Origin of the sequence: Leucobacter salsicius M1-8 (genome assembly GCF_000350525.1) — a bacterium.
GTDB classification, from domain to species: domain Bacteria; phylum Actinomycetota; class Actinomycetes; order Actinomycetales; family Microbacteriaceae; genus Leucobacter; species Leucobacter salsicius.
In genome coordinates, this window is record NZ_AOCN01000010.1 from 49,195 (window position 1) to 73,090 (window position 23,896).

The window sequence follows — 23,896 nt, forward strand, 5'->3', positions numbered from 1 at the left end:
CCATGACCTGCACGCTCGACACACATCGCGCCGAAATCGCCGATCTCCTCACACCATTGCTGGCGCACGTGCGCGAGAACGCCGCCGAAACACTGCGGCTCTCAGACCCCCAGTTGACGATGCGGGTCGCCGCCCGCGATGTGACTGCGAGGATCCCCATCCCCGCGTTCACCAATTCCCAAATGGACGGCTACGCGGTGCGCGCGATCGATCTCACGCACGCCTCCGAGACAAACCCGGTGACCCTGCCACTCGGGTACGCGGCAGCCGCCGGCGACCCTCAGCTCTGGCACGCCCCGGGCACCGCCACCCCCGTCATGACCGGGGCTCCCGTACCCCACGGTGCCGACACGATCGTGCCCGTCGAGGCCTCGACTGCCGGCGAGTTTCCGCCCCTTACTCGCGCTCCGCACGATCCGGAATCACCGCACGAACCTGGCTCCAAGCAACCCGTGACCGCACCGCTTCAGGCGGCCCCCGCTGGCACCGCCACGTTCACGGCGCCCAGCCCCGTCGGCCGCTTCGTGCGGGTCGCGGGCGAGGATCTCGCCCGCGGGGCCCTCGTAGCGGCCGCGGGCGCAGCGTTGACGCCCACCCGCATTGGCGCGCTCGCGGCGAGCGGGGTGACACAGGTGGCGGTACGCCGCAGGCTGCGCGTGCTCATTTGCGCGACGGGCGATGAGCTCGCCCAGCCCGGGGAAGAACGCAACGCGTCGCACATTCCCGATGCGAACGGCCCGATGCTGGCGGCTCTGCTGCGCCAGTACGGCGCCGAGGTCGAGCACACCGTCATTCCCGACAACCCGCGGCTGCTCGCCGATCGGCTTCGTGTGCATGCTGGGCTCGCCGACCTGATCGTCACGATGGGTGGCATCAGCATGGGGGCGTTCGAGGTCGTGCGCGAGGCCCTCACCCCGCTCGGCGGCACGTTCCACTCGGTTGCGTTGCAGCCGGGCGGCCCGCAGGGCTTTGCGAGCATTCGCATGGCGGGCGTCCCCGACACCCCGGTGCTGTGTTTTCCAGGCAACCCGGTCAGCTCGTTCCTCTCGGCCGAGCTCTTCCTCGCGCCCATCCTGCGCGCGTTCGCCGGGCTCCCCGACCCGGCTCCACGCCCGCACGCCCTCGCGCACGACGTCGAGTCCCCCGCCGCGAAGCACCAGGTGCGCCGCGGGGTGCTGACCGCAGAGGGCACCGTGCGCGTGCTGGCCCCCGGCTCCCACCTGGTTCACGACCTCGCGAGCGCCGACGTGCTCGTACAGATTCCCGTCGGGGTCAGCCACCTCGCTGCCGGCACCCTCGTAGAAACCTGGAGCTTTGATGACTGACCAATCCCCCCAGCCAGCCAGCCCGCCGCGCCTTACCCACATTCGCGAAGACGGCAGCGCCCAGATGGTGGACGTCAGCGACAAGGCCGTCACCAAGCGCACCGCGACAGCCGAGGCGTACTTCGTCTCGCGCTCAGACGTCATTGCGCAGGTGATCGCGGGCGACCTGCCCAAGGGCGAGGCCCTCGGCACCGCTCGGGTCGCCGGCATCATGGCGGCCAAGCGCACCTGGGAGCTCGTGCCGATGTGCCACCCGCTGCCAATCTCCAAGGTCACGGTCGACTTCGAGGCGCAGGGCGACCGCGTGCGGGTCATCGCCTCGGTCACGACGAAGGGCGTCACGGGCGTCGAGATGGAGGCCCTTACCGCCGCAAGTGTGGCCGCGCTCACCCTCTACGATATGACGAAGGCGGTCGACAAGCACGCCGAGATCACGGGCGTTCGCGTGCTCGCCAAGTCGGGCGGCAAGAGCGGCGACTGGGCCATTGACGGCGTCAACTAGCCTCGGTCGCGCGGCCGTCATCGTCGCCTCAACGAGCGCCGCCGCGGGCCAGAACCCCGATCTCACGGGGCCTGAGATCGTGGCTTGGCTGCGGTCTCGGGGCTTTGCTGTGCCGGATCCGCGCATCGTCGCCGACGGCTGCCCCGTGGGCGAGGCACTGCGCGAGGAGCTCACCGCGGGCTCCCGCGTCATCATCACGACCGGCGGAACGGGGGTCTCCCCCACTGACCTCACCCCTGAGCAGACCCGGCCGTTCATCGATTCTGAGCTGCCGGGGATAATCGAGGCGATCCGGCGCCGCGGTGAGGCCGCGACGCCGTTCGCGGTGCTCACTCGTGGGGTCGCGGGGTTCGCGGGGTCATGCTTCGTGGTGAATCTCCCGGGCTCGCGCGGAGGAGTGCGTGACGGGCTGGGCGTGCTCGAGCCGCTGCTCGGCCACCTGCTCGCGCAGCGAAGCGGCGCCGGCGGGCACGGGCCCCGCGGCTAGCTGGTTGGAGCCCTAGCACTGCTTCAGAGGGTGTCTCCGGCTAGGAAGTGCCACCCCAGCCACCACCAGATCGCAATCACCGCGACCCGCACCGTGCGGTCTTCCAACAGCCGGTCGAAAAGCTCCTCGGCGTGGCCTCGGGATGCCGCCGTCGAATGAGCAGCGCAACCGTTGCAAGCACGACGACCCCGCACACGAAGACGGCGGCGCTGAGCAGTTTCATGATCGATCACCCCGCCCGATGCCGCGGTGCAGCAGGAAAGCGCCGCCCGCCAGCCAGACGGCGACGAAGGCCGCCTTGCCCGGCCAGCCGTCCAAGAGCGGATCGATCAGATCGCTGAGCGCGTAGGCGGGTTGATCCGGCTTGAGATAGCCCAGTACGAACTGGGCGAGCTCCCAGATACACCCCGCAATCACCACCGCCGCCCACGCGAGACCCAGCTGGCGCAGGCCCTGTGTCCAACGGGGTCTGGTTTGCACATCTCCCGACGGCGAGGTCCAGGCGAACACGAGCGCCACGAGCCCCACCAGCAGCAGTGCCCCCACCATCCAGCTGCTGTGCCGGGGTAGAAGGCTCAGCCCGGCAGCAAGTGCGATGAGCAGGCCCAGTGCTGTCCCTCCGCTCGGCACGTTGCGCGCCTCGCGCCCCGGCAGCCAGGGCCCTGCGGCGGTGAGCGTCGCGGCGGCGAAGAAGAAGACGGTGTCAAACCACTGCCCGCGCATGACTTGGACCACACCGGTGAGCGTCAGCACCACCGTCCAACAGATCACGGACCAGCGGAGCTTCGGGCCGGGCCGATCGCCCCGCGGCCCGGCCGCCTGTGAGCTAACTTCGTCGACCGGGACCACTGCGATTCCTCTCGCGGCTGGTCGGTTAGGCCTGCGCGACCCTCCGGCCCGCGCTCACGACTGCCACGCGGGCGGCCAAGTCCCAGAGCGCCGCTGGCTCCTCGAGCGGATTGGCGGTCAGCACGAGCGCGTCGCCGTATGCGCCTGCGCCCAGGTGGCCGAGATTCGCGTCACCAATCAGACGTGCGTTCACCTCTGTGAGCGAGCCGATCGTCTCGGCCGCGCCGACGGCGGCACACTGCAGCCGCACACCGCTCAGCTGGTCGTCCTCGAGTTCACCCATCAGGTCGCTGCCGAAGCCGACCTCGACGCCCGCCGCAAGGGCTAACTGAATGGCCTCCTGGCCCTTTGACAGCACCTCGGTGTTCTTGGCCAGTGAGATCTCGTTCAGCCCGATCTCGGCGCCGCGGCGATCCATCGCGTCATACGCGGCGAGCGTCGGCACGAGGAAGACATCGAGCTCAGCCATGCGCTTCGCGGTTGCGGCATCAATGAGGTTGCCGTGCTCGATTGAGCGCACGCCGTTCTCGATCGAGTGTATGACGGCCTCAGACGAATAGGCGTGCGCGGCGACGTAGCTGCGCTGGCGCCGGGCCTCGTCGGTGACGGCGCGCACCTCTTCGGCCGAGTACTGCGGCACCCGGATCGGATCGGTCAACGAGAACACCCCGCCCGAGGTCATGATCTTGATGGCGTGGGCGCCGGTGCGCAGCCGGTTGCGTACGGCAAGGCGCAGGTTATCGACGCCATCGACGACCTCGCACATGTGGCCGTGCGAAAAGCACACGTCGACGTGCGCAGCGCGGGGATCGCCGTGGCCACCGGTCTGGCTGAGTGCGGGGCCCGTGAAGTGGTAGCGGGGCGAGGGGAACAGCCCCTGTTCGATCGCGCGGGCGAGGCCGATGTCTCCCCCGGCGACATCGCGCACCGTGGTGAAACCGCGCCGCAGTGTGGCTTCCAGCCGCCGCACCCCGTTGATCGCCGCGTAGCTGAGCGGGCCGCGTTCGTTTTCCATCCCGTCCATGCTCGTCGCGTAGGCGTGGAAGTGCGCGTCGATCAGCCCGGGCAGCACCCATTGACCCGTGGCATCGAGCGTTTCGATCGGCCCGGGGTGTGCTGAGTCCGTGGCAGCAGCTGCGGCGGAGCTTTCGGCACCGGCGACGCGGCCGTTGATGATGAGCACATCGCGCAGCTCGAACCCACGGTCGCCACCCGCCCAAACGTGTGCCCCGGTGATCTTGATCGACTGTGTCATGCTGCTCCTTGGTCGCTGCCCACGGGTGGCGCTCTGCCCATAGTAACTGGCGGGCGGGCGTGACCAGCGGCAACGAATGGGACGGGCCGCAACGCAAAGATCCCCCTCTCGCAGTTGAAAGGGGGATCTTCACTCACTCACCACAGTGACCGGGGTAGACCCCGGGGCGCGCACCACACGCGCCACCCGGGCCAGAAGCCCGGGAGTCTAAGCGAGGCCGCCACGCAGGCGGCCTCGCGTCACAGCTTAGGCCGTGACGTAGGAATCGGCTACGTTCAGCGCCTCATCGATGATGTCGAGGCCCTTGATCAGGTCCTCCTCAGAGATGACGAGCGGCGGTGCGATCTGCAGGCGGTTGCCCGCGGCGAACGGCCACAGGCCAGCCTTCTTGCACGCTGCGACGACGGCGTTGAACGGGGCCGCAGCCTCGCCCGAAGCGTTGAACGGCACGAGCGGCTCGCGCGTCTCGCGGTTCACGACGAGCTCGAGCGCCCAGAACAGGCCCTTGCCGCGTACCTCGCCGATCGAGGGGTGCTTCTCAGCCATCGCCTCGAGGCGGGGGCGCACGATGCGCTCGCCCAGGTCGCGAACGCGCTCGAGGATCTGCTCTTCCTCGAAGATATCGAACGTGGCAACGCCTGCGGCGCACGCCAGCGGGTGACCCGAGTAGGTGAGTCCGCCAGGGAACGCCTTCTGGTCAAACGTGTTGTGAATCGCCTCGCTGATTACGACGCCGCCGAGGGGCACGTAGCCCGAGTTGACGCCCTTCGCGAAGGTGACGAGGTCGGGGTTCACGTTGAAGCCCTGGAAGGCGAACCACTCGCCGGTGCGACCGAAGCCAGCCATGACCTCGTCGCAGATCATCATGATGCCGAACTCGTCGCACAGTGCGCGCACGCCCTCGAGGTACCCGGGGGTCGGGATCAGGATGCCGTTGGTACCGGTGACCGACTCGAGGATAATCGCCGCGATGGTGCTGGCACCCTCAAGCTCGATGGTCGAACGCAGGTGTGCGAGCGCACGCTCGGTCTCCTGCTCCGGGGTCTCAGCGTAGAACGCCGAGCGGTAGGGGTAGGGGCCCGTGAAGTGCACGACGCCAGCGTCGAGCGTGCCGTTTGCCCAGCGGCGCGGCTCACCCGTCAGCGTGATCGCGGTACCGGTCGAGCCGTGGTACGAGCGGTAGCGGGCGAGCACCTTGTGCTTGCCGGTGTGGTGGCGAGCCATGCGCACCGCGTACTCGACGGCGTCGGCGCCGCCGTTGGTGAAGAACACCGAGCGTGCACCCTCGAAGGAGTGCTCGACAATGCGCTTGGCGAGCTCGCCGCGCACGTCGTTGCCGAGTGCCGGCTGAATGGTTGCGAGGCGGCCGGCCTGCTCCTGAATCGCCTTCACGAGGCCGGGGTGCTGGTGGCCCAGGTTGAGATTGACGAGCTGCGACGAGAAGTCGAGGTACTCGGTGCCGTCGTAATCCCAGAAGCGCACGCCCTCGCCCTTGGCGATGGGCAGCGTGTTCAGGGTGCCCTGAGCCGACCACGAGTGGAAGACGTACTGGCGATCGTTCTCGCGCACCTCGCGCTGAGCATCGGTGTCGCCGAAGCTCTGCTCGGCACCGTTGAGGTCGACATAGTCAGACATGGTTGTTCCTTCTCCAGTGAAAGAGTAAATAGTGAGTGAGTGTGTACTACGGGCTGCGGCCCCGTGCGCCAAACCGAGGCGAGGCCGCAAGCACCAGGCGAAGCTGTAGGCCGCGACCCGGATGTGACGGAAAGCTCTTGGCTGGGCCTGGCAGGATGTGGGGCGCTTTGCGCCCCACATCCCGGAGAGAGCTTTCCGTCACATCCGGGTCGCGGCCGGACTCGACAACCTCTTAGTGGTTGCTGGGGAAGCCGAGGTCAACCTGCGACTGGTCAGCGTTCGGCCAGCGGGTCGTGACGACCTTCGAGCGGGTGTAGAAGTTGATCGACTCGGGGCCGTAGATGTGGGTGTCGCCGAACAGCGAATCCTTCCAGCCACCGAACGAGAACGAGCCAACGGGCACGGGGATCGGCACGTTGATGCCGACCATGCCAGCTTCAACCTCGTACTCGAACTGGCGTGCCACGCCACCGTCGCGGGTGAAAATGGCGGTGCCGTTGCCGAACTGGTGCGAGTTGATGAGCTCGAGGCCCTCTTCGTACGAGTTCACGCGAACCACTGCGAGGACCGGGCCGAAGATCTCATCGCGGTAGACGTCGCTGTCGGTCTTGACGTGGTCGAGCAGCGTCGGTCCGGTGAAGAAGCCGTTGCCCTCGAACTTGAAGTCGCGGCCGTCAACAACCACGGTCGCGCCCTGTGCCGCTGCGCCGGCGACGTAGCCTTCAACGCGAGCCTTTGCCTCGGGGGTGATGAGCGGGCCCATGTCGGTGCCAGCAGCAGCGCCGTCGCCGATCTTCAGGTTGCCAATGCGGCTGACGAGCTCGGGGATGATGCGATCGGCCATTTCGTCGCCCACTGCAACGAGCACCGAGACTGCCATGCAACGCTCGCCGGCGGCGCCGTACGCTGCCGAGATTGCTGCGTCTGCCGTGACCTTGAGGTCAGCGTCGGGCATGACGAGCATGTGGTTCTTTGCGCCACCGAGCGCCTGAACGCGCTTGCCGTTGGCTGCTGCACGCTCGTAGATGTACTTCGCGATGGGCGTCGAGCCGACGAACGAGATCGCCTTGACCTCGGGTGCGTCGAGCAGGGTGTCGACGGCGGTCTTGTCGCCGTGAACGACGTTGAGCACGCCGTCGGGCAGGCCAGCCTCGCGGAACAGATCAGCGATAAAGACCGAGGCCGAGGGGTCGCGCTCCGAGGGCTTCAGAACGACCGTGTTGCCGCAGGCGATGGCCGAAGCAATCATCCAGAGCGGAACCATGATGGGGAAGTTGAAGGGCGTGATCGCCGCAACAACGCCAACGGGCTGCTTGACCGAGTGCACGTCGACACCGGTCGAAACCTGCTCGTCACGCTCACCCTTAAGGATGTTCAGCAGGCCTGCTGCGAACTCAACGTTCTCGAGGCCACGGGCAACCTCGCCGGCTGCGTCGTCGAGCACCTTGCCGTGCTCAGCGGTCACGATGGCCGAGAGCTCGGGCGTGCGCTGCTTGAGCAGCTGGCGCAGGTTGAAGAACACGTTGGCGCGCTTGGTGAGGCTGGTGTTGCGCCAGCCGGGCAGTGCTGCCTGTGCTGCAGCGATAGCCTGCTCCACGGTCTCGACCGACGCAATGCCGACCTCGTGGTGCTGTTCGCCCGTGGCGGGGTTGTAGACCGTCTGGTAACGCTCTCCAGCTTCGATCTTTTCGCCGCCAATGACGTGGGGAATGCGTGCCATTCGTTCGCCCTTCCTAACTGGGTTGAGATGCTGCGCCGGATCTCCGGGCATTGTGTTTGAGGCCATTCGGCCCGCTAGTTCCCAGTGTGCCACTGGAAATATCGCCGCGCGAGCGACAAACCATCGCAACATGAGCCGGATTCCGTACAATATGTACGTGTTCGAGAACAGCAACGCCAGCACCCCAACGATCTCCATCAATGACGTCCTGGAATTTCCCGAGGTGGTGGCCGGTCGCCCCGAACTTGCAGCGAGCGCGGGAACACTCGGGCGCACGCTGCGCTGGGCTCACGTCGTCGCGGGCCGGGGCGCGATCGCGCTGCTCGAGGGCGGCGAGTTGGTGCTCACCACGGGCGCGGGCTGGCCCACCGGCGGCGACGGGCTCGTCGACGTCGCGACCGAACTGGTGCGCGCCGATCCGGCGGGCGTGATCCTGGAGCTGGGCGGCAACTACGCCGCCGCTCCCGCCGCGCTTATCGCGGCGTGCGAGCGCGGCGCCATCCCCCTCATCGTGCTACACGGCGAAGTGCGCTTCATGCAGATCACCCAGCGTGTGCATCAGCGCGTGCTCGCGGCACAAACCGAGGCGCTCGAGGCACGCGCCGAGGTGCACGCGATGCTCACCGACCTGGGCCTGAACCGCAGCCCGATCGACTACGTGATCGAGCAGCTCTCGCAGACCATTGCTGCGCCGGTCGTGCTCGAGAACTCGGCGGGGCACGTGGTGGCGTGGGCGGGGCACGGGCAGGATCCCGAGCGGGTGCTGCGCGGCTGGGGCGATGGGGCTTTTGATCCGGATCATGCCGTCGCCGAACTCCCCGAAGATGAGCCCGCCGAGCACGTGCTGGTCGAGGCGCAGGGGAAGCGGTTTGGCCGGCTCACCGCGCTGCCGGGCCCGGCGCACGCCGCGGGGCGGCGCACGGTGCTCGAGCTGGGGGCGTTTGCGCTCGCGCTCGGCCGTCTCGCCGACCCCGAGGGCGACCAGTGGTTGCAGCTGAGCTCCAAGCAGCTCGTTGACACGCTGCTCAGCGGTCGGTTTCGCCGCGACGCCGAGGTGGCCGCGCAGCTCACCGCGGCCGGACTTCCCATTGAGGGCCGCACGACGCTGGGGGCGACCCTGCGCGGCACCGGGGATTTTGGGACGCACGCCTCGCTCGAGCGTGCCACGCTGGAAACGGCGCTTCGGCGCGCGGTCGCTCCCGAGGGGCGCGTGATTCTGGTGCCGGATCCGGCGGATCCCGCCCCCAATCCGACCCTGTTGGCCCTCCTATCGTTTGCGCCCGACGACCCCCGGGTGGGCATCGCGGCCACGCCGCCGCTCGCGACCCGGCTCGCGCACGAACTCGACATGCTGTTGCCGGGGGCGACGCCGCGGCCGTGGCGCGCGCACCTGGGGCTCGGGGCCCCGGGGCAGGGGCTGCGCTCCCTCGTCACCTCGCTTGAGCGGGTGCGTGCCTCGGGGCATCTCTCGGCGACCGCGCAGACCGGTCGGGTCACGGTGCAGCAGGCTGAGCGCCAGGCCCTCGCCTATCTAATGCGCGGGCTGTCGGCGTTGCCCGAAGTGCAGGAGTTCGCGGCCGATGCCCTCGGTCCGCTGCTGGATCACGATGCTGCCGCGGGTCCGGGGCACTCGGGAGATCTGGTCCGGGTACTGGAGGCGTATCTCGTCCACCCCACCAACAGGTCTCTCGCCGCACAGGAAGCCCGGCTGTCACGCTCGGTGTTCTACCAGCGCCTCGCGCTGATCGAAGATCTGCTCGCCGTCGACCTCACCGACGGCGGCACGATCGCGACGCTCGCGGTCGCGCTCCACGCGCGGCGGTAGGGCGCGGCGGAACGTTAGTAGCGTTAGGGCGCGGCGTTCCAGAGCGCCGGGTAGTCGTGCCCGAGCTGGGTCACGAGCCGGCGCAGCGCGGGCAGCGAGAGCCCGATCACAGCGCTCGGGGCGCCCTCGATGCGTTCGATGAAGGCGCCCGCAAGGCCGTCGATGGCGAAGCCGCCGGCGAGTTCGAGCGGCTCACCCGTGGCGACGTACCCTTCCAGCTCGGCATCGGTCACGTCGGCAGCGAGCGTCACGAGCGCGGTGTCGACCGATCCGGCGCCGCCGCGGTTCTGCCCGCCCGTGTGATCGATCAGCCAGTGACCCGAGTGCAGCTCGCCCGTGGTACCGCGGTGTTGCTTGGAGCGCTCGAGTGCGACCTCGGGCAGGTGCGGCTTGCCGAGGATCTCGCCGCCGAGCAGAAACATCGAGTCGCCGCCGAGCACGAGACCGTCGATCTCGTGGCCGTGACGGCGTACGACATCCTCGGCCTTGAGTCGGCCGAGATACTCCGTGAGCTCGGGGGCCGTGAGCGCGCGGCCCAGCTCAGCCTCGCGCGCGGCAACCTCGGCATCTTCGTCGACCTCGGGCGAGAAGCAGACCGGTTCGATTCCGGCCCCGCGCAACACAGCGAGGCGGGCGGGCGAGGTCGAGGCAAGATACAAGCGCATAGGCCAAGATTCTAGCTATTCGGGCCCGCGCGTGGGAGGATTCGAGCATGGGTCACCTGATCTACGCAGCAACAATGGAGTACGCGGTCGAGGATCGCGCGCTCGCCCACCTCAAGGCCGCGGTGGGCATGAAGTTGCGCCTGCAGGAGTGCTTCTTCGTCAGTTGGTCGTTCGCCCCCGAGCAGGGCAGTGGCCGAGTGTCGCTCTGGTGCGCGCCGTCGATTCCGCTGGTGTTTCGGTTTTCGGGGAGTCGCGCCGTTGAACTGAACCCGTTGTGGGTCGAGGTGCTGACAGAGCTATCGAACACGCCCCGAGGCATGCAGCTACTCACCGAGAAAGAGGCCGAGCGTTATCACGCCGCGCATCACGCGTGATGGGCGCGCCCGGCAAAATATGCGGGGGTTGTTTCGCTCCTGACGCTGCCAAAGGCGGAGGTTCTCCCGCATCTTTGGCCCATGTTTCTAACAGGCTAGCGCGTCTATTTTACGCCCCTTTCCCGGCGAATACCAGGGAGTGGGCAGCCGCTGCGACCCCACTTATCCTGGCATCACCTCAAGGTCCAACGTCGGGCACTCGTTCGACGTAGGAATCAGCGCGCCCCGGAAATCTACGTGATGGGGCGCTAACGAGCGAACGGAGGATCGCCATGTTCAAGCAACAACACCGCAAGGTGGATGCGGCAGCCAAACACACGCCGGCCTCACCGGCTATCCGAACACCCCGGCGCGAACCACCTCACACAGCGTCTCGCTACGACGCGGGCACCGGACAGGGAACGATCTCGAGAATCCCTCAGGGCAAGACCCTCGACCACCCCATTCTGGATGGGGCGACCGAGTCCAAGGTCTCGCAGAGCTTCACCGACAATCCGTTTCGCGGGCGCAGGGACCCCGCCCTTCGTGAGTGGAACTATTCACACGCCCACGATCACGACGACGACCTCGCCAATGAGCCCGAACTCAGGCGCCAGCACGATGCAGAGGTGGCTGCGCACGCCAACGATTATGAACCCCGGCACTGGTACAAGTACGACCCGTTTCGCAACGAACGCAACCGGATGAGGCACATGGGCGACACCGATTCGAAGACGGCTATGTGACCAACTCACGAGCCGAGTGACACCATCCCAGGGAAAGTGGCTCTTCCCAGATGAAGGTGTAGGTCGGCCGGGCGCGTCGGTCCGCAGATAGACGTCGAGGTCTCCCGGCGATGGAGGTTCCTACGCCATCCATCCGAAAGACCTCGACGTGCCCGACGCTACCCCGCCGACCGGCTTCGGCCGCCCTGACCTAACCGCCTTCGCGGCTCATCCCAATCGGCTCTGATCGGGTCTGCTGACCCTCTCGACGAGAACGCAGCGACATCACAGCCACCCAACCCCGACCGTCCGGGAAGCCGGGGCACGTCACATGAGCTGTGCTGCGGGCGTGTCGAGTGGGTAGTCCAGGGGCGACGCAGGAGCGTCGACGCGACGTGCTGAGAGGTGGTTCCAACCGAGCGCTAGGACACAAGCTACAGGCATGGCGATAGGTCAGGAACGGCGTCGCTCCCTGCGCAGGAGGGAGCGCAGAGTCTCGGCGTTCGCGTAGCCGACCCGGAGCGCGATCTCGGCGGAGGTGAGGTCCGTGGTTGCTGAGAGGTGCCGAGCTCGTTCGATGCGAAGCCGTTGGACGAAGCCGAGCGGAGTGAGGTTGAGCGCCGCACGGACTCGTCGTTCGAGGGTGCGCCGGCTGGTGCCGAGCGACTGCGCGACGAAGGCGACGTTGAACGGTTCGTCCAGGCGGGCGCGCACGAAGCGTTCGAACTCGACGACGATCGGGTCCTCGTGCCGGAGATGTTCGTAGGCGACGAAGGCCGTCTGCGACGGACGCTCGTCGATGATGAGGAGCTTGGCGACATGTTGGGCCAGGTCGGGGCTGATCGATCGCACGAGTGAGAGCGCGAGGTCGATGTGGGCGAACGCTGCGCCGGCGGTGACGAGGTTCCCGTCGACCACGACCATGGTGTCGAGATCGAGGGCGACGGTCGGATAGCGCTTCAGGAACTCCGGTCCCAGGAACCAGCTGGTCGTCGCCCGCCGATGATGCATCCGTCCGGTCTCGGCGACAGCGAACACGCCGGTGCACGCCGCGGCGATCCGGGTGGTCGCCTCGTCGAGGCGCCCGAGCGAGGCGATGACCGAACGAGCATCTCGGCTCTGGAGGGCGTCGTTGGTAGCGGCGGCCGTAAGGGTTCCAAGTGCAGGGACGACGACCACGTCGAACTCTGCGGACTCCGACAGCGGGTGGTCCACCGACAGGGTCATCGATGCCGTCGTGGTCACTCTCCGTTTCGGTCCGAGGATGGCGAGTTCGATCGGGTCGATCCGCGGGTCGACATCGCCGCGGGCTCCGTCGGCCACCCGCACGATGTCGATGATCGACGCGATAGCCGAACCGAAGCAGCCGTCGATCGCGATCAGTCCAATACGCATGACGTAAACAATAGCAATACTGCCGTATACGCCACTCCCCACCGGCCCTCGCTCGTTATACGCTGAACTCGTCCCACGAAGAACCACGACCTCAAGGAGAGTCCCTCATGTCAACACCCGCATCACTTCCGTATGCTTTCGTCGCCAAGATCGTCGCGGCCGATGGACAGCACGACGCGCTCGCCGATCTGCTCGCCGGCGCTGTCGCACTCGCCAACGAAGAAGTAGGAACGATTGTCTGGTTCGCGGTCAGGACCCACGCCGACACCTTCTGGATCTTCGATGCATTCCCCGACGAGGCCGCTCGAGACGCCCACGCCAACGGCGCCATCGTCGCAGCCCTGATGGCCAACCAGCACCTCCTCGGCGCAGCACCCGAGATCCTGGCGGCCGACGTCCTCGCGTCCAAGCTCCCGTAGTCCGCCAACGCACGAGACGATCGCGCCCCGCCGAGTCGGTCCGCAGATAGACGTCGAGGTCTCCCGACGATGGAGGTTCCTACGCCATCCATCGGAAAGACCTCGACGTGCCCGACGCTACCCCGCCGCCCGGCTTCGGCCGCCCTGACCTGACCGCCTTCGCTCGACTCGACGGCCTCGGGCTGAGCGTGATCGGGCAACGACTTGAACCGGATCGTGCGGTCCTCGCGTGCCGCGTGGTGGAACCAGATCAGTGGTGCCGACGGTGCGGCAGCGAAGGCGCCGCTCGTGACACCGTGATCCGGCGGTTGGCCCACGAGCCGCTGGGCTGGCGACCGACCGTGCTGGAAGTTGTAGTGCGCCGCTACCGCTGTGCAGACTGCGGACACGTGTGGCGCCAAGACACCAGCGCCGCGGCGGAGCCACGCGCGAAGCTCTCGCGCACCGGGCTGCGGTGGGCGCTGGAAGGGATCGTGGTCGCACACCTCACCGTCGCCCGTGTCGCCGAGGGACTCGGGGTCGCGTGGGACACCGCCAACAACGCGGTCCTGGCCGAAGGCAAGCGGCTGCTGATCAACGACCCCACGCGGTTCGAGGGCGTGAAGGTGATTGGCGTCGATGAGCACGTACTTGTCGCCACACCAGGCGTGGCGACAAGTACGTCACCGTGATCATCGACCTCACCCCGGTCCGCGATGGCGCCGGCCCAGCAAGGCTGCTGGACATGGTAGAGGGCCGGTCGAAGGCGGCGTTCAAGACCTGGCTCGCCGACCGCGACGACGCCTTCCGTGACGCGGTCGAGGTGGTCGCGATGGACGGCTTCACCGGGTTCAAGACCGCCGCTGCGGAGGAGATCCCGGACGCGGTCACGGTGATGGATCCCTTCCACGTCGTGCGCCTGGCCGGTGACGCCCTCGACAGGTGCCGGCGCCGGGTCCAACTCGCGATCCACGGGCACCGTGGGTTCAGGGACGATCCGCTCTACAAGTCGCGGCGCACGCTGCACACCGGCTCGGACCTGCTCACCGACAAGCAGAGCGACAGGCTACGCGCGCTGTTCGTTGATGACGCTCACGTCGAGGTCGAGGCGACCTGGGGTGTCTACCAGCGGATGATCGCCGCCTATCGCCACGAGGACCGGCAACGTGGCCGCGAGCTCATGGAGAAGCTGATCACCGACCTCAGCGCCGGCGTCCCCAAGGTGCTCACCGAGCTCACCACCCTGGGCCGGACCCTGAAGAAGCGAGCCGCCGACGTGCTCGCCTACTTCGAACGACCCGGCACCAGCAACGGGCCGACCGAGGCACTCAACGGACGGCTCGAACACCTGCGCGGCTCCGCACTCGGGTTCCGCAACCTGACCAACTACATCGCCCGAAGCCTGCTCGAGACCGGCGGCTTCGGACCCCAACTCCTACACCCCCGATTGGGATGATCCGGGAAAGTCCACATGAACCCCCAGGCTCTGGGAGAATAGGAGCATGGTAACTACCCCGCAGAACACTGCACTAACCGTCGGCGACCTCGTCGACCTCGAGGTCACCGGTATCGCCCACGGCGGTATCTGCGTAGCCCGACACGAAGGCCGCGTCGTCTTCGTCTCTGACACGATCCCCGGCGAGCGCGTGCGCGCGCTCGTCACTGACGCCAAGAAGAAGTCATTTGCACGCGCGACCACGGTCGAGGTGCTCGAGGCTTCACCCCACCGCCGCGAACACGTGTGGGCCGAGGCCGCAATTGAGCGCGCCCCCGAAGATCGGGTTGGCGGCGCCGAGTTTGGCCACATTGACCTGAACCACCAGCGCGCCCTCAAGGCGCAGGTGCTCACCGATTCGATGCGTCGCTTCGGTGGCATCGAACTCGCTGACCTCGGCTTCGCACTCGGCGACGCCGAGACTGGGCGTATTGAGGCGGCCCCCGGCGATGACGAGCGCAACGGACTCGGCTACCGCAGCCGCGTGCGCCTGCACGTCGACGCAGAGACCGGAATCGTCGGTCCCTACGCGGCCCGCAGCCGTCGCGTCATCGACGTCGACAGCCTGCCACTCGCCAACGAGTCGGTAAACCAGATCGCGCCGCTGGGCGACGAGATGCAGGGCGTCGAAACCGTCGACCTCGTCGCGCCCTCGGGTGACGACCCCCGCATGCTGCTGCGCCTCGTCGGCGAGAAGACTCGCTCGGGCGAGGGCGACGCAGTCGGCGAGCTCGTCGAGGAGCGCGGGTTTGTCGTGCGCGCTGGCGGCTTCTGGCAGGTGCACCGCGAGGCCCCGGCCCTGCTGTTCTCCGCCGTACGCGACGCCGTACTCGAGCTCATCAAGCAGGGCTCGTTTGAGCCCGGTGCCGCCAACCTTGACCTCTACGGCGGTGCGGGCCTACTGGCCGCCGCCATGCTCGAAGCCGCTGGCCCCTCGCTGAAGGTCACGACGGTCGAGGCCGACGCTGGAGCCACCGAGGACGCGGGCGAGAACCTCGCCGACTTCGTGGGCGCACTCGCGATCACGGCACGCGTCGACCGTCACCTGCGTGAGCTGATCGCCGCGGCACCGTCCGTGCGCAACCGGATCAGCCGCGGCACCGTCGTGCTCGATCCGCCCCGCTCGGGTGCCGGCGATGCCGTCACCGCCCAGCTCGTCGAGCTCGCCCCCGCCAACGTGATCTACGTCGCGTGCGACCCGGTCGCGCTCGCCCGCGACACGAAGACGCTGCTTGAGGCCGGGTACAAGCTCAGCACCCTGCGCGCCTTCGACATCTTCCCGCACACCCACCACTTCGAGACCGTGGCGGTGTTCCAGAAGGCGTAGGCCTCAAGGAGTTCCGGGCTGGTTGCGCTGGCAGCCACTCGAGCCAGTATGAAACCCCCGAGCCAGTACGATGAATGCGTCATTTTCGTACTGGCTCGGGGGTTTCGTGCTTTCTACCGCCGAACAGCAGGCTCGACTACACCGACCGCAGCGCAGCGACGATCTCGCGCGCCACCTCGGCCGAGGTCACTTCGTACCCGCCCACTCCGCCCGCGTCGCTCGCCCCCATGCTCACAAGTGGACGTTCCACGACGTCGCGCTTGGCCGAGAAGTGCACGGCGTCGACCCCGGTCGCCCACACCCGCGCCACGTTTGCCGCGCTCACCCCGCTGCCCGCCATCACCTCGATGCGCCCCTCGGCGACGCGCACCATCTCGCCTAGCGTCAAGAGCCCGTCGACCGCGCGCGACGCCCCGCCAGATGTCAGCACGCGCGCGAGCCCGAGCTCCGAGTTCAGCAGCGTCTCCAACGAAGCCACCGGATCAGGCGTCACATCGATCACGCGATGCAGCGAGACCGCACGGCCCTCGGCCGCATCACGCAGGCGCGATATGGCCCCGAGGTCGAGCTGGCCCGATGCGAGCTGGCTCCCGACGACGACGCCATCGGCTCCGGCCCGCACCGCGGCCCGGACGTCGCGCTCCATGACGCGCTGCTCATCGCGGTCGTACATGAAGCCGCCTGATCGCGGCCGCACGAGCACATGCACCTCAACGGCCCGGCCAGCAGGCGCGGCTTGCCCCGAGCGCGCGGCCGCCTCGACGACACCCTCGATGAGCCCGATGCTGGGCGTCAGTCCGCCCAGCGCCAGGGCCTGGCACAACTCCACGCGCGCGGCTCCAAGCTCGGCCGCGAGCCGCACCGCACCCACGTCTTGCGCCACGATCTCATAGGCGATCGGACGGGCAGCGGCGCGTGGGGTCATGTGCGCTACGCCTGCTTGACCCGCACGACGCCCGTCATCTCGGGGTGAATCGAGCAGTCGTAGGCGAACTCACCGGCGTCGTTGAACACGTGCGTGTAGCTGCCCGTCTTCTGGAGTTCCGATACGAAGCTGCCGTCGTCGGCCACGACGTCGTGCTCCATTGTGCCTTCAAACAGCCACTGCACAGCCTGGCCCGGGGCAACCTCGACCTCTCTGGGCTCGAACGTGTTGTCGACCGCGCGCACGGTCACGACCGCTTCCACTCCCTCGTCCGAGGGGACGACCGCGGGCTTGCTGGGGCGCGCGCACCCCGCGAGCATCGCGGCGGCACCGATCCCGAGCACGCTTGCGGCGCCCGTGAGCATACGGCGGCGCGAGATCCGGATCGGCGCGACAGAACTAGCCAGCTGCTTCATCAGCCTGTTTCTCCTCAGAACGTAGGTGACGGGGTGGACTTACGCCTTGTGGAGCGCGCGCGCCGCGTCGGTGATTGCGCCCGACATGGACGGGTACACCGCAAATGCCGATGCCACCTGGTCGACCGTCAGTCGGTGCTCGACCGCGAGGGCGAGCGGGAAGATGAGCTCACTGGCGCGGTGCGAAACGATGACGCCACCGATCACGGTGCCCGAGGCCTCCCACGCGAACAGCTTCACAAAGCCATCGGTGAACCCGATCATCTTTGCGCGCGGGTTCACGCTCAGCGGGATCGTGTGCGACACGGCCTTTGCCATGTCGACCGCTTCGGCCAGCGTGCTCACATTCCAGCCCACGTTGGCGATCTCGGGGTAGGTGAAGACGTTTGCCGCGACGTTTCGCAGGTCGATGGGGCGCACGAAGTCACCGAGCGCGTGCATGATCGCGGTGCGGCCCTGCATCGAGGCGACCGAGGCGAGCGGGAAGAAGTTGGTGCAGTCGCCCGCGGCGTAGATCGACGGCACCGCGGTGCGGGCCACCTTGTTGACCTCGATGTGGCCGCTGTCGGTGAGCGTGATCCCGGCCTCTTCGAGACCGAGGCCCTGCGTGTTGGGAATCGAGCCGACGGCCATCAGGCAGTGTGAGCCCTCGACCGTGCGCCCGTCCTCGAGGTGCACGATGATGCCCTTCTCGGTGCGGGTCACGGTCTCTGCGCGAGACTTCGACATGACGTTCATGCCGAGACGCGTGAACTCGCGCTCGATGACCTTGGCTGCATCGGGGTCCTCGCCGGGCAGTACCTGCTCGCGGCTCGACACGAGGGTCACCTCGGCGCCGAGGGTGCGGTACGCATTTGCGAACTCCGCGCCGGTAACACCGGAGCCAACCACAATGAGGTGCTCGGGGACCGCCTGCAGGTCGTACAACTGCTTCCAGGTGAGAATGCGCTCACCGTCGGGCTTCGCAGTGTCGAGCTCGCGCGGGCTCGCACCGACTGCCACCACGATTGTGTCAGCTTCGATGCGGTCAAAGTCGGTGCCACCGGTGTTGGTGGAGACCAGCACGGCGTTGGCACCGTCAAGGCGGCCCTCGCCCTGCACAACGCGCACACCTGCCTCTTCGAGGGAGTGCAGCATGTCGAGGGACTGCGCGCCAGCCATCGCGATGAGTCGTTTGTTGACCGCGGCGAGGTTCACCGCAATCTCGGGGCGCACGGGCTTGCCGTCGCCGCCGGGGACGAAGGTCTGGACGCCGAGCTTGTCCGAGTCACGCACCGCCTGTACCGCGCCAGCGGTCGCGATCAGGCTCTTCGAGGGGACCACGTCGGTGAGCACGGCGGCGCCGCCGACTCCCGCGCGTTCGATCAGGGTGACTTCAGCCCCCTGCTGCGCTCCCGCGAGGGCCGCCTCGTAGCCGCCGGGGCCGCCTCCGAGAACGGCGATGCGGTGCTTGCGTTCAAAGGATTTAGCCATGTGGCTAGTCTATCGGCGAGACACCGCTCGGCATCCTATTCGGTGGCGCGCAGTTTGGGGCAGGCTTCCTGACTGCAGCCGGGCCACCGCTTTTCAAGTCGGCACTCGAAGCGCTGCAGGTAGGGCACCAATGCCTGACCAGCGTGGTGCGCGGTGAACATCTCGAGGCTGCGCCCCTCTGAAGCGTCGACCCACAGCCATTCCGCGAGCCAGGCGTCCACCGCCGCGGTGAGTGCCGCACCAGGGCGTTCGGTAGGCCGCAGCCAGGTCACACCGACGCCATCCGGAGCAGCAATGGCCTGAGTGCTCGGCGATCCTGCGGGCGTCGCCTCTGGCGCGGCCTCGACGAAGACCTGTCCGTATGCGTGCGGGTTGAGCGCATCAAGCCACTCGCGCAGCTCGGCGAGATCCTGCGACGTCGCGATGGCCACCACGGGGGCGATGCCTTCGGGGTCGGAAGCGAGCGCCTCGTGTGAAGCACCGGCGGAGCTGAACATCGCAGAATCAAACATCATTACCCCCCATATTAGGCCATCCTTACCTACATCGGAAGAACTCACGGAATGCGGTCAGGATCGACTGTCGTACCAGTTGGGGCATCCGATAGCGCCTATGATCGACGCCAGGGCGACACCACCGCCCCACCGCGACTGACGCGACAATGACGTTGGAAGGACTTCCGCACAGATGACGAGGATTGACGCTTCCCGGCCCACGTTTCCCCATGCCGATGTCTCCGGCAGTGGGATCACCCCGACGCACCCGACACCGATCGTTGGGCACGTAATCCGAGACCGCGGCGAAGTCCGCGAGCTGCGCGAGGGCGAGGTCGGAGCGACGCTTGAGCGGGATCCGGGTATGCCCTCGAGCACCTGGCGCCTGCGCAGCGATGCGTGGGAGTACCTGCGGTTCGCGGTGAAGCGCCTGGCTTTCGCGGGCGAGGGCGAAGATGCGCTCGCACAGGATGGCGAGGTGCAGCGTTCGCTGCGCGCCCTCGAAACCGTCGAAATGTACTGGGCCGGTTTCGGTCAGCGCTACGTTGCGGCGATCGGCGAGCTGCTCGAGGCACGCGATTACAAGACCGCGCTCGATCGCATCGGCCGCGTCGTGAACCGACTGCGCGCCGACGTGGGCGACGAGCCACGCGAGGAGTTTCTCGACGCCGAAGAGAGGGCCGAACGCCTGGGCGACGCCGACCCGCGCCCGCGCTTCGAGGTGCTCGTGGTCGATGAGACGACCGAGTCCGAGCGCGACGCCATGCGCGCGGAGGCGCTGCGCCTGCGCTCACCCGCAGACACCTTCATCTACGAGTTCGTCATTGTGCCCTCGGCCGATGACGCCGTCGCCGCGATCCTCACGAACCCCAATATCCTCGCCGTTGTCGTGCGCCCCGGCTTCACCGAGCACACCCGGCAGCGCTTGAGCCGCGATCTCGCCGAATCGGTACGCATCGCCCGCTCCGAGGTCGCCCCGAGATCGGCCCCCGAGCGCGCCTCGCTCGCCAGCGTGCAGCGGGTACTCGGCATCGCCGACACCCTCATCGGGCTGCGCCCCGAGCTCGACCTCTACCTCATGGCGGGCGCCCACATCGAGGAGCTCGCAGGGGCCCCCCCCCGCCGCTTCCGCCGCATCTTCCGCCGCGAAGACCAGCTCGAACTGCACCTCACACTGCTGCGCCGGGTCTCGCACCTCTACGACACCCCCTTCTTCACCGCCATCCAGGATCACGCACGCCGCCCGGTAGGCGTGTTCCACGCGCTGCCCGTGGCGCGCGGCGGCTCGGTCGTCGGGTCGAAGTGGATCAAGGATCTCGCCGACTTCTACGGCATGAACCTGCTGCTCGCAGAAACCAGCGCCACCTCTGGCGGGCTCGACTCGCTGCTCGCGCCCGTGCACACGCTCAAAAAGGCCCAGGATCTCGCGGCACGAGCGTACGGCGCCAAGCACACCTTCTTCGTCACCAACGGCACCTCGACCGCCAACAAGATCGTGCACCAGGCCCTCGTCTCCCCCAACGACGTCGTGATGGTGGATCGCAACTGCCACAAGTCGCACCACCACGCCGTCATGCTCACGGGTGCCCGCCCCGCCTACCTCGAGGCCTACCCGCTCAACGAGTTCGCGTTCTACGGCGCCGTGCCGATCGACCGCATCAAGCAGATGCTGCTCGATTACCGCGCCGCGGGCCGCCTCGACGAGGTGCGCATGCTGACGCTCACCAACAGCACGTTCGACGGCATCGTGTACGACCCCGAGCGCGTCATGGCCGAGTGCCTCGCGATCAAGCCCGACCTGGTGTTCCTGTGGGACGAGGCCTGGTTCGCGTTTGGCGCGTTCCACCCCGTCACGCGCCGCCGCACGGCGATGGCCGCGGCGAAGCGCCTCGAGCAGCGCCTGGCGACAGCAAGCCACGCGGTCGCATTCCGCGAGCAGCGCGAACGTTTGTTCGACGCCGAGGGCAACCCGGCCCCCGACGAGGTCTGGCTGGGCGAGCGGCTCCTCCCCGCCCCGAGCTCGCGCATTCGCGTCTACGCCACGCAGTCGACCCACAAGACGCTCACCGCGCTACGCCAGGGCTCGATGATTCACGTCTACGACCAGGACTGGGGTCGCGAGGCCGAGGAGCCGTTCCACGAGGCGTACATGACGCACACGTCGACCTCGCCGAACTACCAGATCCTCTCCTCACTCGACATTGGTCGCCGCCAGGTGGAGCTCGAGGGCTTCGACCTGGTGCAGCGCCAGCTCGACCTGGCGACGAGCCTGTCGCAAGCGATCAGCCGGCACCCGCTCCTGCGCCGCACGTTCCGCGTACTCACCGCGCACGACCTGATCCCCGAGGCCAACCGCGAGGTCGGCCGCCCGATGCCCCTGCGCGACGGGCTCGCGACCATGTGGGACGCGTGGCGCACTGACGAGTTCGTCATCGACCCGAGCCGCATCACGATCGAGATCAGCCGCACGGGCGTCGACGGCGACACGTTCAAGCACGAGCACCTCATGGACCGCTACGGCATCCAGGTCAACAAGACGAGCCGCAATACGGCCCTCTTCATGACCAACATCGGCACCTCACGCAGCGCCATCGCGTATCTCATCGAGGTTCTCGTGAAGCTCGCCGAAAGGTTCGAGGAGGATCACGCCCAGCGCGATCCGGATCTGACGCGCGCGATCACCGCCGCGATCGACCTGCCCATGCCGCCGCTGCCCGATTTCAGCGCGTTCTCCGATCACTACTCGACCGACGGCAAGCTGCCCGATGGCGACATGCGGGCCGCGTTCTATCGCGGCCAGCGGCGCCAGAACATCGAGCATGTGCTGCCGGATCAGCTGCGCGCCCGGGTCGCCGCGGGTGAGAAGCCCGTCTCGGCCGGCTTCGTGACGCCGTACCCGCCCGGGTTCCCCGTGCTCGTGCCCGGTCAGGTGATCACCGCCGAGATTCTCGCGTTTATGCGGGTGCTCGATACGCGCGAGATCCACGGCTACGACCCCGTGCGCGGGTACCGAGTGCTGCTCGAGCAGTAGGGACCTGATCGCAGTGGAATGTGGCCCCCGATCTCGCTGAGCTCGGGGGCCGCTTCGCTACCCTCAACAGTTCATACGATCGGCGACCTTTCCCGTCGCTTTGTCTGCTGCGCGCACCCGGCCCACGCAAGTAGGCTCAAACTCAAACAACGAAGTTTGAGGAGACACCATTGGGCGCACACACCGAGGCGAGTATCGAGTCCGTAGACGTCATCGTGATCGGGGCGGGGTTTGCCGGGCTCACCGCGGCCCGCGAGCTCGGCCAGGCCGGGCTCAGCGTAATCACGCTTGAGGCGCGGGACCGCATTGGCGGCCGCACCTGGACCGATCACCGGCTCGGCCACGACCTCGAAATGGGTGCCAACTGGATCCACTGGGTACAGCCGCATGTCTGGGCTGAGGTCACCCGATATGGCCGCGAGATTACGCGCAGCCCAGTCGCCGACGAGGCTTACTGGCACGGCCCCGACGGCACGCCCCGCAAGGGCACGCTCGCCGAGTTCATGGCGCTCATCGAGGACGGCCAGCAGCGGCTGATCGACGACGTGCGCACGGCGATCCCCCGCGGCGTCGAGCCCACGGTCGGAGCGATCCAGGATCTCGACCGCCTCAGCATTCAGGACCGCTTCGACGAAATCGGACTCGACCCCGAGGCGCGCGCCGCCAACGAGTCAGTGTGGGTGGGGCACGTCAATGCGCCCCTCGACCAGACCGGCCTGTCGAGCGCGCTGCGCTGGGTATCGGCGACCGGCGGCCACTGGCAGCTGATGCACGAGGCGTCGGCCACCTACCGCGTGGTGGACGGCATGCGCGGCTTCACCGATGCGATTGCCTCCGATGTGCCCGGCGAGATCCGGCTGGGCACGACCGTGGCCTCCGTGACACAGCAGGCAACAGCTGCGGGAGGCGGCATCATCGTCGAGACGACCGGTGGAACCCGGATCCGGGCCCAGAAGGTCGTGAGTACCCTGCCCGCGAACGCGATTGCAGGGATCACGTTCTCGCCCGCCCTGCCCGAGGCGTGGCAGCGGCTCGGCCGCGAAACCGTCGCCTCGCAGGGCACCAAGGTGTGGCTGCGCGCGAAGGGACATGTGCCCCGGTTCTTCGCCTATGCCAGCCAGAGCGACCCGCTCTCGGTGCTCAAGGCCGAGTTCTACTGCACCGACGAGGAGGGCGACTACACGATCCTGGTGGGTTTTGGCCCCGACCACACCCGCATCGACCTCGACGACCTCGCGGGTGTGCAGGCCGCCGTCGACCTGTTTCGGCCCGGCCTCGAGATCACCGAGGTCACCGCGCACGACTGGATGACCGACCCGCTCTCCATGAACACCTGGATGACCCACCGCCCCGGCCAGCTCACCCGCGACCTCACCGAGCTGCGCGAGCCCGCGGGTGACCTGCACTTCGCGACAACCGACAACGCGAACCTGTGGGGCGGCTTCATCGACGGCGCGATCGAGAGCGGCCTACGGGAGGCGCGCCGGATCATTGGGGTGCTGCGGTAGATTCTTCGCGTTAGTGTGCCGGATCATTGGGGTGCTGCGGTAGATTCTTCGCGTTAGTGTGCCGGATCGCGGCTGGATCGGCGTGTCCTTGGG

Annotated in this window: 21 protein-coding genes and 1 pseudogene; 11 read left to right on the forward strand and 11 right to left on the reverse strand. The window is 67.7% G+C overall.

All coding sequences use genetic code 11. The annotated features are described in order from the left end of the window. The first annotated feature begins 2 nt into the window (after positions 1 to 2). From C795_RS0103230 to C795_RS0103240, 3 genes are read left to right on the forward strand one after another with little or no spacing between them, the layout of a single operon-like run. Complete coding sequence (locus C795_RS0103230) at positions 3 to 1,325, forward strand: molybdopterin molybdotransferase MoeA (RefSeq protein ID WP_017792321.1); 1,323 nt, start codon at positions 3 to 5, stop codon at positions 1,323 to 1,325. Continuing rightward, positions 1,318 to 1,827 carry a cyclic pyranopterin monophosphate synthase MoaC gene (moaC, locus tag C795_RS0103235; RefSeq protein ID WP_017792322.1) on the forward strand — a complete coding sequence of 170 codons (510 nt, stop codon included), beginning with the start codon at positions 1,318 to 1,320 and terminating at the stop codon, positions 1,825 to 1,827. Before C795_RS0103230 ends, moaC begins: the two co-directional genes overlap by 8 nt. Next, positions 1,811 to 2,314: a MogA/MoaB family molybdenum cofactor biosynthesis protein gene (locus C795_RS0103240; RefSeq protein WP_017792323.1), complete on the forward strand. Its 504-nt coding sequence runs from the start codon at positions 1,811 to 1,813 to the stop codon at positions 2,312 to 2,314. The genes moaC and C795_RS0103240 overlap by 17 nt, the downstream gene beginning before the upstream one ends. A 23-nt stretch (positions 2,315 to 2,337) precedes the next feature. Here the strand turns inward: C795_RS0103240 and C795_RS17805 are convergent, their stop codons facing one another. From C795_RS17805 to C795_RS0103260, 5 genes are all read right to left on the reverse strand, one after another. Beyond that, positions 2,338 to 2,547, reverse strand: a complete 210-nt coding sequence (locus C795_RS17805; protein WP_408605752.1) for a DUF6186 family protein — start codon at positions 2,545 to 2,547, stop codon at positions 2,338 to 2,340. Further along, complete coding sequence (locus C795_RS0103245; protein WP_017792324.1) at positions 2,534 to 3,163, reverse strand: hypothetical protein; 630 nt, start codon at positions 3,161 to 3,163, stop codon at positions 2,534 to 2,536. Before C795_RS0103245 ends, C795_RS17805 begins: the two co-directional genes overlap by 14 nt. Positions 3,164 to 3,188: 25 nt before the next feature. Then, positions 3,189 to 4,418, reverse strand: coding sequence for a metal-dependent hydrolase family protein (locus C795_RS0103250; RefSeq protein ID WP_017792325.1), 1,230 nt, complete (start codon positions 4,416 to 4,418; stop codon positions 3,189 to 3,191). A gap of 246 nt (positions 4,419 to 4,664) precedes the next feature. Next, positions 4,665 to 6,053, reverse strand: a complete 1,389-nt coding sequence (locus C795_RS0103255; protein WP_017792326.1) for an aspartate aminotransferase family protein — start codon at positions 6,051 to 6,053, stop codon at positions 4,665 to 4,667. Between the two features lie 232 nt (positions 6,054 to 6,285). Further along, positions 6,286 to 7,773 carry a CoA-acylating methylmalonate-semialdehyde dehydrogenase gene (locus C795_RS0103260; protein WP_017792327.1) on the reverse strand — a complete coding sequence of 496 codons (1,488 nt, stop codon included), beginning with the start codon at positions 7,771 to 7,773 and terminating at the stop codon, positions 6,286 to 6,288. 151 nt (positions 7,774 to 7,924) lie between these two features. On the opposite strand from C795_RS0103260, the gene C795_RS0103265 reads away from it, so the two are divergent. Beyond that, the gene (locus tag C795_RS0103265) at positions 7,925 to 9,598 is read left to right on the forward strand and encodes a PucR family transcriptional regulator (RefSeq protein WP_017792328.1); all 1,674 of its coding nucleotides are present in this window, start codon (positions 7,925 to 7,927) and stop codon (positions 9,596 to 9,598) included. 23 nt (positions 9,599 to 9,621) lie between these two features. On the opposite strand, the gene C795_RS0103270 is transcribed toward C795_RS0103265, so the two are convergent. Continuing rightward, the gene (locus C795_RS0103270; RefSeq protein ID WP_017792329.1) at positions 9,622 to 10,263 is read right to left on the reverse strand and encodes a Maf family protein; all 642 of its coding nucleotides are present in this window, start codon (positions 10,261 to 10,263) and stop codon (positions 9,622 to 9,624) included. 47 nt (positions 10,264 to 10,310) lie between these two features. Here C795_RS0103270 and C795_RS0103275 point away from each other — a divergent pair, with 47 nt between their 5' ends. Together C795_RS0103275 and C795_RS15055 are read left to right on the forward strand one after the other, a co-directional pair. Beyond that, positions 10,311 to 10,637 (forward strand): DUF7882 family protein, encoded by a 327-nt coding sequence (locus C795_RS0103275; RefSeq protein WP_017792330.1) that lies wholly within the window; start codon positions 10,311 to 10,313, stop codon positions 10,635 to 10,637. A gap of 272 nt (positions 10,638 to 10,909) precedes the next feature. Further along, complete coding sequence (locus C795_RS15055; protein ID WP_017792331.1) at positions 10,910 to 11,362, forward strand: hypothetical protein; 453 nt, start codon at positions 10,910 to 10,912, stop codon at positions 11,360 to 11,362. 432 nt (positions 11,363 to 11,794) lie between these two features. On the opposite strand, the gene C795_RS0103285 is transcribed toward C795_RS15055, so the two are convergent. Further along, positions 11,795 to 12,736: a GlxA family transcriptional regulator gene (locus C795_RS0103285; RefSeq protein ID WP_026139414.1), complete on the reverse strand. Its 942-nt coding sequence runs from the start codon at positions 12,734 to 12,736 to the stop codon at positions 11,795 to 11,797. 107 nt (positions 12,737 to 12,843) lie between these two features. Between C795_RS0103285 and C795_RS0103290 the strand changes: the two genes are divergently transcribed. From C795_RS0103290 to C795_RS0103300, 3 genes and pseudogenes are all read left to right on the forward strand, one after another. Continuing rightward, positions 12,844 to 13,155 carry a putative quinol monooxygenase gene (locus C795_RS0103290; protein WP_003941073.1) on the forward strand — a complete coding sequence of 104 codons (312 nt, stop codon included), beginning with the start codon at positions 12,844 to 12,846 and terminating at the stop codon, positions 13,153 to 13,155. 107 nt (positions 13,156 to 13,262) lie between these two features. Further along, positions 13,263 to 14,590: pseudogene (locus C795_RS16250) on the forward strand (ISL3-like element ISPfr2 family transposase). A gap of 46 nt (positions 14,591 to 14,636) precedes the next feature. Continuing rightward, positions 14,637 to 15,956 carry a class I SAM-dependent RNA methyltransferase gene (locus C795_RS0103300; protein ID WP_017792333.1) on the forward strand — a complete coding sequence of 440 codons (1,320 nt, stop codon included), beginning with the start codon at positions 14,637 to 14,639 and terminating at the stop codon, positions 15,954 to 15,956. Positions 15,957 to 16,092: 136 nt separating this feature from the next. Here the strand turns inward: C795_RS0103300 and C795_RS0103305 are convergent, their stop codons facing one another. Genes C795_RS0103305 through C795_RS0103320 form a run of 4 tightly spaced genes read right to left on the reverse strand, consistent with a single transcriptional unit; the run spans position 16,093 to position 19,285 of the window. After that, positions 16,093 to 16,881 carry a copper homeostasis protein CutC gene (locus tag C795_RS0103305; RefSeq protein ID WP_017792334.1) on the reverse strand — a complete coding sequence of 263 codons (789 nt, stop codon included), beginning with the start codon at positions 16,879 to 16,881 and terminating at the stop codon, positions 16,093 to 16,095. 5 nt (positions 16,882 to 16,886) lie between these two features. Beyond that, positions 16,887 to 17,297, reverse strand: coding sequence for a cupredoxin domain-containing protein (locus tag C795_RS0103310; protein WP_017792335.1), 411 nt, complete (start codon positions 17,295 to 17,297; stop codon positions 16,887 to 16,889). A gap of 39 nt (positions 17,298 to 17,336) precedes the next feature. Further along, positions 17,337 to 18,770 carry an NAD(P)H-quinone dehydrogenase gene (locus C795_RS0103315; protein WP_017792336.1) on the reverse strand — a complete coding sequence of 478 codons (1,434 nt, stop codon included), beginning with the start codon at positions 18,768 to 18,770 and terminating at the stop codon, positions 17,337 to 17,339. Between the two features lie 35 nt (positions 18,771 to 18,805). Beyond that, positions 18,806 to 19,285, reverse strand: coding sequence for a hypothetical protein (locus tag C795_RS0103320; protein WP_017792337.1), 480 nt, complete (start codon positions 19,283 to 19,285; stop codon positions 18,806 to 18,808). 172 nt (positions 19,286 to 19,457) lie between these two features. On the opposite strand from C795_RS0103320, the gene C795_RS0103325 reads away from it, so the two are divergent. Beyond that, positions 19,458 to 22,295: an aminotransferase class I/II-fold pyridoxal phosphate-dependent enzyme gene (locus C795_RS0103325; RefSeq protein WP_017792338.1), complete on the forward strand. Its 2,838-nt coding sequence runs from the start codon at positions 19,458 to 19,460 to the stop codon at positions 22,293 to 22,295. A gap of 170 nt (positions 22,296 to 22,465) precedes the next feature. Continuing rightward, positions 22,466 to 23,803 carry a flavin monoamine oxidase family protein gene (locus C795_RS0103330; RefSeq protein WP_017792339.1) on the forward strand — a complete coding sequence of 446 codons (1,338 nt, stop codon included), beginning with the start codon at positions 22,466 to 22,468 and terminating at the stop codon, positions 23,801 to 23,803. Positions 23,804 to 23,896: the final 93 nt, after the last annotated feature.

Coding starts and splice junctions, on each gene's coding strand:
- moaC (WP_017792322.1), top strand. CDS start 1,318: ATGACTGACCAATCCCCCCAGCCAGCCAGCCCGCCGCGCCTTACCCAC.
- C795_RS15055 (WP_017792331.1), top strand. CDS start 10,910: ATGTTCAAGCAACAACACCGCAAGGTGGATGCGGCAGCCAAACACACG.
- C795_RS0103255 (WP_017792326.1), bottom strand. CDS start 6,053: ATGTCTGACTATGTCGACCTCAACGGTGCCGAGCAGAGCTTCGGCGAC.
- C795_RS0103285 (WP_026139414.1), bottom strand. CDS start 12,736: ATGCGTATTGGACTGATCGCGATCGACGGCTGCTTCGGTTCGGCTATC.
- C795_RS0103230 (WP_017792321.1), top strand. CDS start 3: ATGACCTGCACGCTCGACACACATCGCGCCGAAATCGCCGATCTCCTC.
- C795_RS0103270 (WP_017792329.1), bottom strand. CDS start 10,263: ATGCGCTTGTATCTTGCCTCGACCTCGCCCGCCCGCCTCGCTGTGTTG.
- C795_RS0103310 (WP_017792335.1), bottom strand. CDS start 17,297: ATGAAGCAGCTGGCTAGTTCTGTCGCGCCGATCCGGATCTCGCGCCGC.
- C795_RS0103260 (WP_017792327.1), bottom strand. CDS start 7,773: ATGGCACGCATTCCCCACGTCATTGGCGGCGAAAAGATCGAAGCTGGA.
- C795_RS0103275 (WP_017792330.1), top strand. CDS start 10,311: ATGGGTCACCTGATCTACGCAGCAACAATGGAGTACGCGGTCGAGGAT.
- C795_RS0103325 (WP_017792338.1), top strand. CDS start 19,458: ATGACGAGGATTGACGCTTCCCGGCCCACGTTTCCCCATGCCGATGTC.
- C795_RS0103300 (WP_017792333.1), top strand. CDS start 14,637: ATGGTAACTACCCCGCAGAACACTGCACTAACCGTCGGCGACCTCGTC.
- C795_RS0103265 (WP_017792328.1), top strand. CDS start 7,925: ATGTACGTGTTCGAGAACAGCAACGCCAGCACCCCAACGATCTCCATC.
- C795_RS0103320 (WP_017792337.1), bottom strand. CDS start 19,285: ATGATGTTTGATTCTGCGATGTTCAGCTCCGCCGGTGCTTCACACGAG.
- C795_RS0103315 (WP_017792336.1), bottom strand. CDS start 18,770: ATGGCTAAATCCTTTGAACGCAAGCACCGCATCGCCGTTCTCGGAGGC.
- C795_RS0103305 (WP_017792334.1), bottom strand. CDS start 16,881: ATGACCCCACGCGCCGCTGCCCGTCCGATCGCCTATGAGATCGTGGCG.
- C795_RS0103290 (WP_003941073.1), top strand. CDS start 12,844: ATGTCAACACCCGCATCACTTCCGTATGCTTTCGTCGCCAAGATCGTC.
- C795_RS0103250 (WP_017792325.1), bottom strand. CDS start 4,418: ATGACACAGTCGATCAAGATCACCGGGGCACACGTTTGGGCGGGTGGC.